The 13,283-nt window shown below is 51.4% G+C and carries 16 protein-coding genes; 6 read left to right on the top strand and 10 right to left on the bottom strand.

The annotated features are described in order from the left end of the window. Window positions 1–228 precede the first annotated feature (228 nt). Window positions 229–897: a hypothetical protein gene (locus THS27_RS26690; RefSeq protein ID WP_139835645.1), complete on the top strand. Its 669-nt coding sequence runs from the start codon at window positions 229–231 to the stop codon at window positions 895–897. A 5-nt stretch (window positions 898–902) separates the two neighbouring features. Here the strand turns inward: THS27_RS26690 and THS27_RS18185 are convergent, their stop codons facing one another. Further along, window positions 903–1,199 carry a helix-turn-helix domain-containing protein gene (locus tag THS27_RS18185; RefSeq protein WP_085593440.1) on the bottom strand — a complete coding sequence of 99 codons (297 nt, stop codon included), beginning with the start codon at window positions 1,197–1,199 and terminating at the stop codon, window positions 903–905. A 209-nt stretch (window positions 1,200–1,408) separates the two neighbouring features. On the opposite strand from THS27_RS18185, the gene THS27_RS18180 reads away from it, so the two are divergent. Then, window positions 1,409–2,122: an XRE family transcriptional regulator gene (locus tag THS27_RS18180; RefSeq protein WP_085593438.1), complete on the top strand. Its 714-nt coding sequence runs from the start codon at window positions 1,409–1,411 to the stop codon at window positions 2,120–2,122. A 162-nt stretch (window positions 2,123–2,284) separates the two neighbouring features. On the opposite strand, the gene THS27_RS18175 is transcribed toward THS27_RS18180, so the two are convergent. Next, complete coding sequence (locus THS27_RS18175; RefSeq protein WP_085593436.1) at window positions 2,285–3,373, bottom strand: type I restriction endonuclease; 1,089 nt, start codon at window positions 3,371–3,373, stop codon at window positions 2,285–2,287. Window positions 3,374–3,498: 125 nt separating this feature from the next. After that, the gene (locus tag THS27_RS18170) at window positions 3,499–3,810 is read right to left on the bottom strand and encodes a HigA family addiction module antitoxin (protein WP_085593434.1); all 312 of its coding nucleotides are present in this window, start codon (window positions 3,808–3,810) and stop codon (window positions 3,499–3,501) included. A 195-nt stretch (window positions 3,811–4,005) separates the two neighbouring features. On the opposite strand from THS27_RS18170, the gene THS27_RS18165 reads away from it, so the two are divergent. Then, the gene (locus THS27_RS18165) at window positions 4,006–4,293 is read left to right on the top strand and encodes a hypothetical protein (protein ID WP_085593432.1); all 288 of its coding nucleotides are present in this window, start codon (window positions 4,006–4,008) and stop codon (window positions 4,291–4,293) included. Window positions 4,294–4,331: 38 nt separating this feature from the next. On the opposite strand, the gene THS27_RS18160 is transcribed toward THS27_RS18165, so the two are convergent. Next, window positions 4,332–5,255 (bottom strand): AraC family transcriptional regulator, encoded by a 924-nt coding sequence (locus THS27_RS18160; protein ID WP_085593430.1) that lies wholly within the window; start codon window positions 5,253–5,255, stop codon window positions 4,332–4,334. A 137-nt stretch (window positions 5,256–5,392) separates the two neighbouring features. On the opposite strand from THS27_RS18160, the gene THS27_RS18155 reads away from it, so the two are divergent. Then, a complete protein-coding gene (locus THS27_RS18155; protein WP_085593429.1) occupies window positions 5,393–6,280 on the top strand; it encodes an SDR family oxidoreductase in 888 nt (295 codons plus the stop codon). 74 nt (window positions 6,281–6,354) lie between these two features. On the opposite strand, the gene THS27_RS18150 is transcribed toward THS27_RS18155, so the two are convergent. Further along, complete coding sequence (locus THS27_RS18150; protein ID WP_085593427.1) at window positions 6,355–7,266, bottom strand: LysR family transcriptional regulator; 912 nt, start codon at window positions 7,264–7,266, stop codon at window positions 6,355–6,357. Window positions 7,267–7,366: 100 nt separating this feature from the next. Here THS27_RS18150 and THS27_RS18145 point away from each other — a divergent pair, with 100 nt between their 5' ends. Continuing rightward, window positions 7,367–7,639, top strand: a complete 273-nt coding sequence (locus tag THS27_RS18145; RefSeq protein WP_139835644.1) for a hypothetical protein — start codon at window positions 7,367–7,369, stop codon at window positions 7,637–7,639. Between the two features lie 89 nt (window positions 7,640–7,728). Here the strand turns inward: THS27_RS18145 and THS27_RS18140 are convergent, their stop codons facing one another. The 5 genes from THS27_RS18140 to THS27_RS18120 all read right to left on the bottom strand — a co-directional run bounded on the left by THS27_RS18140 (window position 7,729) and on the right by THS27_RS18120 (window position 12,078). After that, complete coding sequence (locus tag THS27_RS18140) at window positions 7,729–7,941, bottom strand: alkylphosphonate utilization protein (RefSeq protein ID WP_085593535.1); 213 nt, start codon at window positions 7,939–7,941, stop codon at window positions 7,729–7,731. Between the two features lie 265 nt (window positions 7,942–8,206). Beyond that, entirely contained in the window at window positions 8,207–9,271 is a 1,065-nt protein-coding gene (locus tag THS27_RS18135) for an EAL domain-containing protein (protein WP_085593423.1), read from the bottom strand. Window positions 9,272–9,501: 230 nt separating this feature from the next. Continuing rightward, window positions 9,502–10,542, bottom strand: coding sequence for a DMT family transporter (locus tag THS27_RS18130; RefSeq protein ID WP_085593421.1), 1,041 nt, complete (start codon window positions 10,540–10,542; stop codon window positions 9,502–9,504). Between the two features lie 161 nt (window positions 10,543–10,703). Beyond that, the gene (locus tag THS27_RS18125; protein ID WP_139835643.1) at window positions 10,704–11,138 is read right to left on the bottom strand and encodes a hypothetical protein; all 435 of its coding nucleotides are present in this window, start codon (window positions 11,136–11,138) and stop codon (window positions 10,704–10,706) included. 31 nt (window positions 11,139–11,169) lie between these two features. Continuing rightward, entirely contained in the window at window positions 11,170–12,078 is a 909-nt protein-coding gene (locus tag THS27_RS18120) for a DMT family transporter (RefSeq protein WP_139835642.1), read from the bottom strand. A gap of 202 nt (window positions 12,079–12,280) precedes the next feature. Here THS27_RS18120 and THS27_RS18110 point away from each other — a divergent pair, with 202 nt between their 5' ends. Continuing rightward, window positions 12,281–13,234, top strand: a complete 954-nt coding sequence (locus THS27_RS18110; RefSeq protein WP_085593414.1) for an AraC family transcriptional regulator — start codon at window positions 12,281–12,283, stop codon at window positions 13,232–13,234. Window positions 13,235–13,283: the final 49 nt, after the last annotated feature.

Below are 13,283 nucleotides of genomic sequence, written 5' to 3'. Positions count from 1 at the left end.
GGAACCGGGGGCAGATGACGCCACCGCCACTTCTCCCTATGATCGGAAGTGACCAGGAAACCGATCAGTGGAGGGGGAACCAGGGGGTGTTATGAAAAATAAATTTTCTCGTAGAGATTGTTGATGTGGCTTGTTAAAAGTGTTGTGGATGGGTGTTTTGATACCTGCTCCGCTTTGTCCAACACCGAAAAGGAAAACAAAGATGTCAGACAAAAAGGATGACAAGCCATGCCCGACGCCGAAGACGCAAAACAGGGAGGACATAGCAGCGACACGCCAGAAACCATTGAGGGAGAATGTGGAGAACTTCTCGGACCATCGGATCGAGAGGAAGCAATACAATGTGAAGTCGAGCCTTCCGGAACCGGATGTGGATCCGGACGACTGACGAAACGTCGCGGGAAACTGATCTTTAATATCAGTGTTTCGGTTCGCTATTGCTCGAAGCGCGCCTATTATTATGCTTGGCTGGCGGATATCACTACAGTCATGAGCCTTGTTGGCGGTTCCGCAGTGGGGGCAGATGTGCTTGGCAATATTCCCCTTGCTTCCAAAGTCGGGGCAACCTTGGTCGTAATATCGTCCCTTTGCAGCTTGACGTTCCGTTGGGCTGAAAAGGCGAGGTTTTGGCAGGACCAGCGCACCAAATATGCCACCATCGAAGAACAGTTTTACCGCATTGGCAGTGCCATGACCGAGGAGCAAGTTAATAACTTCAAGGCCGATGTCGCTGCACTTGAAGCCGATGCTATGGAAGGACGTACCTTGAATGTCCTTATGGCGATTTGTGATAACGAGGAACGCAATCGACGAAATATTAAGGGTCGCCATAAACTTTGGTTCGGACAACGGTGGTTTGCAAACGTCTGGGATATTCCCCCAACGAAATGGGAATAGATTGTTCACGCCGCTTCCCCTTTTTGACCGTGACCAAGGCGGGGAAAATCTTTATAGTTCGTTGAAGGTTGAGGCTTGAGGCGCTCGCCGGTGCTGTCATAGCGCGAAGGCCAGATTTTGCTGGCAGGCAGACCAAGGAAATAGGCAATCGCCCATTCGCCTTCGATGCTGGGTTTGCGGGTCGCAGTACGTACCGTGCTTTCCGGTAAACCGCATTCACGCGCTACATCGGCAAAGGTCAGGCCCTTGCGGTTTAACAGATACCGGATTTCTTCCGGGCGTTTGTCGCAAGCGTGCGCCATAAGTCTCTCCTCGATCACAACCGGCCCCGCCAGGCCGGTTTGTTTTGGTCGTTATCGTCATCTAATGGTGAGACTATGGTTACTTTAGTGTCTATCGTCAAGTCAAAAATAGACACTAACGAAACCATTTGGTGGCTATTTGTGGCTATTTCGGTAATTTTTAATTTTATCAATGGGTTAGTTGTTTTGTCGTTTAGTAGAGAAACCAGATGTCTAACCTAACGAAAGAGGAGATGTTTCGTAAGGATTTGGCGGAACGCCTGAAATTGGCTCTGGCGCAGTCAGGCTTTACGCAGGAAGTATTAGCCGAAAAAATCGGCGTATCTCTTTCTGGTGTAAAAAAGTGGCTAACAGGAACTTCAGATCCGAAATGGTCTAGTATTGTGTCCATTTCCGAGGTGTGTGGGGTGTCGGTTGAATGGTTAGCAACTGGCAGCGGCGCGATGATGGCGAGCCGTCAGCCGGAAACTGGTAACGCATCACTATTAGCTGCGAATTCCACCGAGTTTGCCCCGGTTCCTGTATTTGATGTGCAGGCATCTGCCGGGGGTGGGGCTATGAATTTTGGTGAGGTTATTGCCGGATACCTTAGCTTGCCGGTTAGCTATTTGAGAGATCAGCTTGGTGTAAATCCGAAGGATGCCTGCGGCATTTATGTCAACGGGGACAGTATGGAACCCGCTTTGGAAGATGGGGGGATTGCCTTGCTTGATCGCTCTGCAAATGCTCGGGCGAATAAGGGCGACGGCATTTACACATTTCGTATTGGCGACGAATTATTCATCAAGCGCCTGGAGCGACAGGGCAGCCGAATCGTGGTACACAGCGATAATCGAGCCTACACCCCTTGGGAAATGACCGATACAGACAAGGCAAATATGAAAATCCTTGCTCGTGTGGTCGGCACTTTCAGAAACCTCTGATCAATCCCGGTCATTTTGTGCAAAAAAACGCGCAAAATCCGCTCGAAATAATCCATTTTGTGCAAAAAGCAGTTTCGCCCGGTTTTCAAGTCAAACCCTTGATTTCCGGGCCTCTCCCCGTTTCCTCGCCTCAATCCCCCTTATGCAAAATGTTCCACCCCCCTACAATGCTTCGAGAAGTGCGGCGTCAATATCTGCAAGTTTTTGCGTGTTGATTTCTTGGTTGTCGAGGGCTGGAAAAACGAAATTGTAGGTTCCGTCGCTCCGTTCCTTCAAATTGAAAATTGATCCTGCTTGTGGGCGTTTGTAGTACACGCAAAATACTGTTTTGCGGTCCTTGTAAGCGATTTCATTGATCGCATTGAACATGTCTTCGTCTTTGACGAGAAACGCTAGTCGGCGCAGCGCATAGTCATAGGCTGCCAGTTCGCCGTCTGTTGTGATAATTCCATCATCAATGATTGATTTATCATTTTTGTTTTCGTTGTCTGCGGTGGAGGCTTGCGGGGCTTCGTCTTGTTCTTCTTGTTTAATGCCGATGCGTTTCAGAATTGCCCGTTCTACAAAAGTACTAAATGCCTGCTTTGCAAGTTCTTGCGCTTCCTGCGCAATTTTTTTCGTTTTTACCCCTTTAAAGCCGCCTTCTTCCAATAATAACCTGCCCAAGTCTTCAGACGGAGTACGTTGCCAGTTCTGCAAAACTTCAATAAAGGTTGCGAGTAGCAATTTGCGGCGGGCTTCCGCTCCTACATTTGCCGGGTCGAACTTGTCACGGCGTAAATCAGCGATACCATTAATTGTGCGATCATCCACCTGGCCGTTAACAACATCATAAATGCTAAAAGACAAAAATGGCGTCTGATCCATGATGTTGCGTTCGTCAGTGTCGGCAAAGCATTCATAGATGACACCATTCGTCAGGATACCCAGCTTTACTGTTTGGCAGGCGTTGAAATAGCTACGTAATTGTCCACGATCATCGTTTAGTTTGGCATCTTGCTGTTTGACTTCAATGTCAATAATCGGTGTGCCGTCGCGCATGATCGCGTAATCGACGCGGTTTTTGTATTTTTCGGAAAAGTCGGCATGGTGTTCCGGCACAACTTCATTGGGGTCGAACGGATTGTATCCAAGCGATGCGAGAAAAGGTAGCACCATGAATTGTTTGGTGCCTTCCTCGTTTTTGCAGTTCGGCGCCGCACGCATAATGTTTTCTGCGCTACGAACAAGTTGATCGCGAAATTCGTTCATTTCTTTGCCCCCCAAAGTTGTGTGGGTAAAAGTCTTTTGCGATCAACAGAGCGAGTCAAGGGAAAGCCGGCCTTCCTACCCTTAAGATACTCAAGGTTGAATTTTTTTTGTTGCGTATTTAACTATTATTTCGCTGGATACACGTTGGCAGGTTGCCAGTTTACGGTTTCCTGTTCGGCGTCCCACATGTCAATTTTGGCTTGCAGATTTACCCAGAATTGAGCGGTCGTTTCCAGAACCTTGGCAATTTTTGCAGCAAGTTTACTGTCGATCCGGGCGTGACCATTCACGATTTGACTTAGATGTTTGGTGCTGATGCCAAGGTATTTTGCCAATGCAATTTGAGTAATACTGAGCGGCGCAAGATAATGTTCGCGCAATATCTTTCCCGGATGGGTGGGGCGGCGGTTAACGTGCAGGGGGCTATCAGCTTGCATCACGTGTGATCCTTGAGGGAGGGGAAAATGCCAGATAATACTGTGCTGTATTTGCATGAACGTGAAGCGGAACTATTTGATTCTTTCAAGACGTATTCGTGCTGATATGCAAAGAGAATGATGCTTTAATCATCTGGACTTTGCGTGTCATGCTGCCTATCACTGCGCTGTTACGATTTGATGTGAGGTGCCCGCATGAGTGATGACAATCCGACTTTTAGCCCGACGGCATGGACACCGGCGCGCTGTGTGCTATGGGAAAGCCTGAACGGGGCCGAGCGCAAGGAACTCGAAGACATTGTTGCCAAGGGCAGCAGCGTGCAGATACCGGCGAAATTTATGGCACAATATGAGGCCGCCAAAGGGACCGAGAAGAAAGTTGCGATATCGCAAGATGTGCTCGATTGTATGCGGCGTATTGGCTGGACGGATGCCGTGATTGAAAGTGTTTACGGGCCATATTCAAAAGAGAAAGCAGCCTGATATTTTGGCACCCCGTGTGTTGTATGCAAAGTTCGGGATCAGGCGGCAGTATTTCCTTGCAATTGGCTATACTGGCGCGGCGAGCAGCCCATTTCGCGTTTGAATGCGGTGCTAAACGCACTTTCTGATTCATACCCTAACGCCAGGGCAATCACCGACACCGGATCGCGCGACGTGCCGAGCCGTTCGCCCGCTAAAAGCATTCGCCATCGGGTAAGATAGGCCATCGGGCTTTTGCCAACGCGTTCCTTGAATTTGGCGGCAAAGGCCGAGCGCGACATGCCGGTATGGCTTGCCAGTGCCTCTACCGTCCAGGGATGGGCCGGGGCGTTGTGGATGGCGCCAATGGCAGCCCCGATTTGTTTGTCGGCAAGCGCGAAAAACCAGCCGGTGCCATCGGGTGTTTTATCCAGGTGCTGGCGCAGGGCCTGAATCAGCATCATATGCGCCAGATTTTGTAAAACCAGTGTGCTGCCCGGTTCGTTCTTGCGCATTTCTTCCATCATCCGTTCAACCGAATGACGCAGGGCAACGGTTTCGCCGTGGTCGTGGATATGCACAAGGGGGGGCAATAGGGACAGCAACAGGTCGGCCTGGCTGCCATCCAGCATAAAGCGGCTGCTGACCACCAGGCATTCGCCACCGCCATTAACAGTGCGAATATGCCCATACCCGGTATTAGTCGCGAACACATCGGCCGCGGCAACCGGGGGGACGTCCATGTCGCTGCCCATGAAAAACGGGTTGCCATGCGGTAGCAAAAAGCAGTCCCCGGTTTGCAAATGAACCGGGTTATCGACCCCCTCAACCGACAGCCAGCATTCGCCCGACACAATAGCGCCGGTTTTAATGCCTTTGCCAATGCGCGAAAACTGTATCGCCCATGGCCCGGCAATATCGACCCCGGCGGACATATAGCTGCGCGGTTTTAAAAGCCCCAGAACGTCTGATAGCGGATCCATGATTTCTCTTTTGGACGAATGCGAAGATATTATGGATCCTAACACATAGATCGTCTATTCGTCATCGCCTATTCTGCCTGTGCCGGGGAAATCAAATCCCTGAATAAAGAGAAATTCTTGGTAAGCAGGAGATAACAATGCGGGTATTCGTAACCGGGGCTACGGGGTTTGTCGGGGCTGCCGTTGTGCAGGAATTAATGGCATCGGGCCATGAGGTGCTTGGCCTGGTGCGATCCGATGCGTCGGCAGAGGCATTGGCGAAAACAGGTGCAAGGGTGCATCGCGGGGATGTGACAGATCATGATAGCCTGCGCAGCGGGGTTGAGGCATGTGACGCTGTGATCCATACGGCATTTAACCATGATTTTTCCAAATTTGCCGAAAATTGCGAAAATGACCGGCACGCCATTACCGCCATGGGCGATGTTTTGGCGGGGTCATCCCGGCCACTGGTGGTGACATCGGCAATTGGTCTTTTGGCAGGTGATGATATTGCAACCGAAGACAGCCCGGCTAATGGTAAAATTCCGCGTATAGCATCGGAGCAAGCAATGCTTGCATTGCGCGAACGCGGGGTTAACGCATCGCTTATGCGGTTGCCGCCGTCGGTTCACGGTGCCGGCGATCATGGTTTTGTGCCTATTTTAATTGATCTTGCCCGGCAAAAAGGGATGGCTGCCTATATTGGTGACGGGCAAAATACGTGGCCGGCAGTACATCGTTTTGATGCGGCGCGCGCCTATTGCCGGGCAATAGAAGTGACTGACGCCTTGCCAGTTTATCATGCAGTAGGCGAAGAAGGGATTGCGTTTAAGGACATCGCAACAACCATTGCTGCGGGCCTTGATTTGCCGGTTAAAAGCCTGACGGGCGATGACGTGGCAGATTATTTCACATGGTTTAGCCATTTTGCCGCGATCGGCATTCGCGCAACGGCGCAAAAGACAAAGGCCAATCTGGGCTGGCAACCAACCGGGCCGCATCTTTTGGATGAAATGCGCAACACCGACTATTTTGCCGGTTAAATTCGGCTGATCTGCGACATTAGGGCAAAACCGGGCCGGGGCGAGGATAGGCCCCGACCCGGTTTTGTTGGCATTCAGGCAAAAAGACGCATACCGCGTTCAGCAATAATCCTGAAGCCTGCAACCACATGTTCGGCAAGGGCTTCCTCGATGTCGCCGGCACCTTCGCGTTTGGCCAGGGTCATGCGGTATTCCCCCAGATCGGGCAGGCCGTGGCCGGAGCCCAGATGAACCAGATCATTGGAAATAACGCTTATGGGCAGCGGGGCAATGGCAAGATCGGCCCGTACCGCCGCAATTTGCGCCTGGCAAAATTCGCTGGTATAGGCGATACGGTAATTTAACCCTGCATCGTCCAACGCCTTAAGCGCCATGGCCCGCCAGTAACATCCCGGTTCGGCCATTGCCATTGGCAAAGGGCTTTTTGCCAATGCTGTGCCATTTCGCGCACCCAGCCATACCAGTGGTTCAACATGGATGGGGGACTGCTGGTCAAGTTCGGCATCGAAACTGAAAATGGCGATGTCGAGTTCGCCTGCGGCAATACGTTTGCGCAAATTCAGGGTTGGCCCCAAATGTACATCCACTTCAACATGCGGGTGGCTTATCGCAAAACGATGCAGAATTTCGGGCATGGCAACAATGCCGTTGTCATTTGGGGCACCCAGCCGGACGCGCCCCTGAAATTGCGGGCGTAAAAATTTGGAAAAGGCTTCGTCATTCAGGCGCAGCAACCGGCGTGCATAGCCCAACATCATTTCACCATCGCTGGTCAGGCTTACCTTGCGGGTTTCCCGATAAAACAGGTCGCAACCAACCATTTCTTCCAGTTTTTTAACCTGAAGACTGATTGCCGATGCACTGCGATGCACCTGTTGTGCGGCACGAGAAAAATTGCCGGTTTCACATATGGCAACAAAGGTGCGCGCCAGATCAAGATCAAGGCTGGGCATTGTGTGCGGCAAAGACCGGGCTAGGGAAGACATCAGTTTATCCTTTTGAGGTTTTCTCACAGATAATGTTAAATCTTCTCGTTTGTTTAATCAATAGCGACGGGGCATGGTGGTTGGAACACAGGAGGTTTAAATGATGAGCCAGACGATTAACCAGCAGCGCACGACCTTTTCCAGCGGTACGAACACCCCGCCTTCCTTTGGGGTTGTGGCGTGGTTACGCCGCTTTTATGCGACGTACCAGGCGCGCCGGGATGACCGAATGATGATCCGCCAGATTGAACGCCTTGATGATATTATTCTGGGGGATGTTACCGGGCTAACACGGGCACAACTTGATGTTGCCTTGCGGTTGCCTGCGGCCGTTGCGCGCCGCGAAATTGCCCGTCAAATGCGGGCCAAATAACGTGCTGGTACCAAGCGGTATAGAAAAAGGACGACTGGCAATATTATAAATGGTTGCCGGTCGTCCTTTTTATGATGAAGGGCCAGTGGTCAGGCTTTTTTCAGGAACTCGGTTTTCAGAACAATGGTGGTTTTGCCATTGCGGCATTCCACTTCGCTGTCCTTGTTGGTCAGTCGTACATTTTTCATCACGGTGCCGCGTTTCAGCGTAGTCGAGGTGCCCTTTACCTTTAGATCCTTGATCAGGGTAACGGAATCACCATCGTTTAATTCCGTGCCATTGCTGTCTTTTACGTCGCTCATCGGGTCCTCGTGCGGTGCGGCCGGTATGGGGCCGGTTGAAAGGCAAATCATATTTCAGGGTGGGCGATTTATAACGGTTGCGACATGTTTTGGGGAATATAACTGCCGCTTGCGCGCAAATTGCCCGATGATGCGTTTATAGGCCAAATGGTGTGCAATTGATTTGTTCTAAAACAAAAATGCCTTTCAAAATGAAAAGCCTTTTGCGTTTTATGCCATGGTGCCTGGATTGCCCCGCGCCCCAATAACAGGGTTGGCCTTTATGCTATGCTGCCGCTTCAAACCGGGTTGCCGCTGGACGGCCCAATAAAAAGCCCTGAACGTAATCCACCCCGCGATCAACCAGAAAATCGAGCTCCTGTTGGCGTTCAATGCCTTCGGCAACCACTTCGATGCCGATTTGTTTGGCAAGGTCGATCAGTTTGCTAACGATGGCCTGTTTGTAAATATCCTCGTCCACCCGATCAATTAGTTCACGGTCGATTTTGATAATGTCTGGCCGTAATTGCGACAGCATATTCAGGGTCGAATAGCCCGAGCCAACATCGTCCAGCGCCACGCGAAAACCTGAATCGCGATAGGATTTTAAAATGGCCCGCAAATGATCAACGCTTGAAACCTTGTCGGTTTCAATGACTTCAAATACCACCTTGCTGCGGTCAAACCCGCATTCATTGATAACCTGAATGGTCGAGCGCAGGCACGAATTGGGATCGTAAATTGACGACGGCGTGAAATTGATAAAGACGTTATCAATACCGGCGGCAAAGGCATTGCGGACATTGGCCGCACGTGCTGCCCGGTCCAGTTGAAACAGCAAATCGGCGCTTTTTGCAGCCCCGAATAATCTGTCGGGCGAAATTATCGCACCCTGATCATCAATGGCGCGGATCAGGCATTCGTGGGCGTGTGGTTTTTTAAAATCATGAATGGCAAAAATTGGCTGAAAAACAGACCGCAAACGGTTTTCACCCAGAACGCCGGTAAGCCAGCGTGCGCCGATCCGGGCATGAATGGCGGCAATGGAGGTTACGCGTGCAATATCGTTGACACCGGGTTCGTCGGTGTTTTCCATGATTAGTGCTTTGGTGTCATCGGCTTCTTCAGGCAGTAAAACACCGTCCAGGGCCTGCATCATGATTGGCAGGCTCTGGGCGTTAAAATCGGCATAGATGATGGACATTGCCGGGTTTGCTTCGGCCTGATGGCCGGTTTTGCGCATTTGTGCAACGATTTTGGCGGCGGTATGATTTACAGGCGGCCATACATAAAGCCTGCCTTGCTGCGGTAAGGGCAGGGGCAACACATCGCATTTTTGGCATTCAGTCACAAATGTCTCCGTCTGGATAATGAAGATCCAGGCCCGGTGAATTGCGTTTCGCGGCTGAATCGGTATTTTGTATATAATATCAAAATATCATAAACGGGGGTGCATGTGTCAACCAATCGGGCCATGCGAAAGCCGCAGGGCATTGATGCATAACTACAGGGTATGTAAAATGCGTTTTTATTATCCTTTTGGTGTTGATGTGTGACCTGGGCGGTCTTGCCCGGTTTTGACTAAAATGCTGTTTTGCGCAGCCATGCTAACGGGCGCCCGTCGATGATTGCCAGGCCCAGCCCAATTGTCAGCATTCCGACAATGTCATTTTGGGCAAGTGCTTCGTTCAAAAAGAAAAATCCCAGAAAAATAGCACTGATCGGAATAAGAAAGGTGACCAGGACAAGATTGCTGGCACCCGCGCGCGCCAGAAGTTTGAAATACAGAATATAGGCCAGTGCTGTGCTGATGCTGGCAATACCTGCTACCGCAAGCCAGGTGGGCAAGGTGGGAAAGGGTAATGTCCAGGGTGCATCGATCAGGACGACAAGGGGTAACAGCATCAGGCTGCTTGCCGTGGTTTGGCCTGCGGCCGTAACAATGGGAGGCGTGTTTTTAAACCGGCGGCCAAAAACACTGGCACAACCATATGAAATTGCTGCGATCAATACGGCAAACGGGGCAATCGCTGTTAGTGACAGGCTGTTTTCGGTTGTTGTGTGTGTTTCCGGTGCCAGCGCGGTAAATGAAGGAATACCGGTAACAATCAAAACCCCGATAAACCCGGTAATAACGCCAACCACCTTGCGGCGTGTCAGTTTTTCGTTGTCGGTGGCAATATGGGCGATCAGCAGGGTGAAAAGCGGTGTTGTCGCATTTAGAATGGCCGCAAGGCCGCCTGCGATATAGGTCTGGCTCCAGACGATCAGGGAAAAGGGCAGCAGGTTATTTAATAACCCCATAATAAGAAAGCTGCCCCATATGGCGCGCGATTGCGGCAAACGAATGTGCCGTATGATAATGACCAGCCATAAAATAACCGATGCCAGGGCGACCCGTGCCAATACCAGTGTGAAAGGGGGTAAATCTTGCAAGGCTATTTCGGTAAAGAAAAATGACCCGCCCCATAACAGCGATAACACCAGCAAAAGAACCCAGCTGATACCGTCCATTTTGGGTGCTGCCAACGGCTTGTGTTGCAGCGATGCTTGTGGTGGTGAATTTGCCGGTGAACGGGCGGTGCCCGTATGCGCTGACGCAGACAATGGTGTGTTGGTCATGAGGGTTCCGCCCGTGGGTAATGGTTTAATCGGGGCGGAGCATATGCCAGACGGTGTGCCTTGGCTGGCCACATTCGGACATGGTCATTTTTTAAGGATGGTGGGGCGAGTTCGTTGTTGTGTGTGTGGCGTGTAAGCCACCCTAGACCGTAGAATGGCTTTTAATTCATCAGGCGAAGTTGTGATTTGCGGATATATGACTGGTAATCCTCGGTTGGTTGCAACCCGATATCGGCAAGCTGATATTTGTTCAGATCGGTGATACCGGGGCCCCGTTTCGTACGGAGAACGATCAATACCAGCTGGTCAAAAAAACGGTTCAGGGCATTGAGGAACGAGTCATCGTTTTTAGGCTGGTTTTGGGGGTTGTCGCCATTCGATTGTGCGAATTGTTTTGGCGATCTGGATGTTTGACCATCACGGTTTTTAGCAATGGAGACGGTGAGCTCGTGCATTTTCATGTTCCTTCCGGCAGGTGCAAGCGCCAGATTGGCGGGGTGCAGGGATGCCGGAAGGATAGTTTTTAAAAGCGAGGTCCGCTCGCCAGCTTCGGACGCGAACCCTAATAACAATGCTAATGTTAATGCATATAACAACGCTCAACGGCAGTGTTTGGCCTTGGCATTATTATTGGGCAATGCGGGGCGCGACTGCCTTGCGGTTACGGGATGGAAAACGGGCAAAAATGGTAATATTGCCCAACAGGATCAGGGCCAGCCCCGCCGCCCCGGTTAGTGTCCAGACATACCCTTCGAGAAATGTTGAAACTGTAAGGGCCACGACGGGAAACAGGACCGTAACATAGGCGGCCTTGCCCGCACCCACCCGGTTTACCAGCGCCAGATAGGCCAGAAACGCAATGATAGACCCGGGAATGGCAAGGTAAAGCAGCCCGGCGATATAATACGGATCGGTTGGTAAAACCATGGTTTCACCGCGAAGCAGGGAAAACACCAGCAATAGAGCCGCACCATAAGCCATGCCGCGTACAACGGCATCGCGAGTGGGAACGCCCATTTTATGGAGTTTAACCGATACCATATTGCCCGATGCAAAAACCGCTGTGCCGCCAAGGGCGCAGGCCATACCGGTAATGGCGGCCGCATTGTGCGATAATGTTGCCAGCTGATTGGCGAACAGGCAAACAATGCCACCCAATCCCAAAATGGCCCCGCCCACAAAGCGCCAGCCGGGACGTTGGCCGTAAAACACCCAGTTGCCCAGTGCATTAAATATGGTTGATGTGGTGAACAATACCGCGATGATACCACTGGCGATGTATGAGGACGCGGTGTACATCAAAATAAAATTGACGGCAAAAAGCCCGCAGCCCAGTAGAAAAATCCATGGATGGGCGCGCCAGGGAACCGGCCTTATCCGTCCGGTAATGGCCATGCCAACGGCAAGCACAAGGGCCGCGAGCGCAAAACGATAAAATATCGATATTTCAATCGGAATGGCGCCGATCTGTAATTTGATGGCATACCAGGTAAATCCCCAGCACAGGGTAACAATGGCGAACAGGGCGGCGGTCATGATGGCAACTTTCGCAAAATCAATTATGGCCCAAATTATAACCGTGATGGTGGCGGCGGGCTTTCACGTTATTGCGGTGTTTTTCACAATCTTGCGCAAAAATGATGTGATGTGCAGGGAAGGCTGGTCAAACCGGGGGTGGCAATGCCAATATTATAACCGTGTTCGATATTCCCGCTGTAATCAGGGCTGCCCGCATTAAATGACGATACCGCGTTACCAGCAATATACGGTTTACAATGAACTAAAACGTGATGCCGATCTGGTATCGGCGGGCGATTTTGGCGACGAAATTTCGGCTGCCCGCTGGCGCCGGGATTCGTACGCGCAAAGCCGTTATGATAACCCGGTTCACCATACCTTAAGCCTGTATTTGAATGGCGGGACAGGCATTTTACGCCAGCAAGGCAATACGCCGGTTTCAGGCGGCGGGCCGGGCCGGGTGTGCATCATGCCGGCGCATATTTCGTCGGACTGGATGGTGCGGGGCCAGGTTGAACTGTTTCATTTATATATTCCTGTGGCAGCCTGGAACCGGGCGGTCATCGAGGTTCTTGATGTTGACCCTGACCGGATCGAACTGGCAGAAAAAATCTTTTGCCTTGACCCGGTTGTTGAACACATGGTGCGGGAAATTGTGATGCCGCTGGATTGGCATGCCCCGGCAGATCGGCTGGTGATGTCGTCTGCCGGGCACTGGTTGCTCGGGCATCTTCTGGCGCATCATACCGTGCAGCGGCCCAACGTGACTGGCGTCCGTGGCGGGTTGTCCGGTGCGGTGCGTCGCCGGGTAATTGATTATATTGCCGCCAATCTGGAACAGGCGATAACACTGGATGATTTGGCAAGTATTGCCGGTTTGTCGGTTTTTCACTTTTCACGCATGTTTCGGACGTCGCTTGGCGAAGCCCCGCACCAGTTTGTATTGCGTCAGCGCATTTTACAGGCGCGCGCCATGCTGGGGGATGGTGATTTGCCGGTTTCTGAAATTGCCCAGGCGTGCGGGTTTTCCAGCCAGGCGCATTTAACCACGCGGTTTGGCAATATGGTGGGGGTATCTCCGGCGCGGTACCGGCAAATTACCTGTAATGGGGCAAACCCCGTTTTTACAAGGGACTGGACCGCCATAAAGACAGATGCAAAAACGGGCACCTGACGGTTGCCGGTCAGTTGTCGGGAGCTATTTGTTTGTCTGTTAATATGAC

The sequence above is a fragment of the Thalassospira sp. MCCC 1A01428 genome (assembly GCF_002115825.1).
Lineage (GTDB): Bacteria > Pseudomonadota > Alphaproteobacteria > Rhodospirillales > Thalassospiraceae > Thalassospira.
Note: the sequence above shows the minus strand (reverse complement) of the source record. Positions and strands in the feature narration are given on the sequence as shown.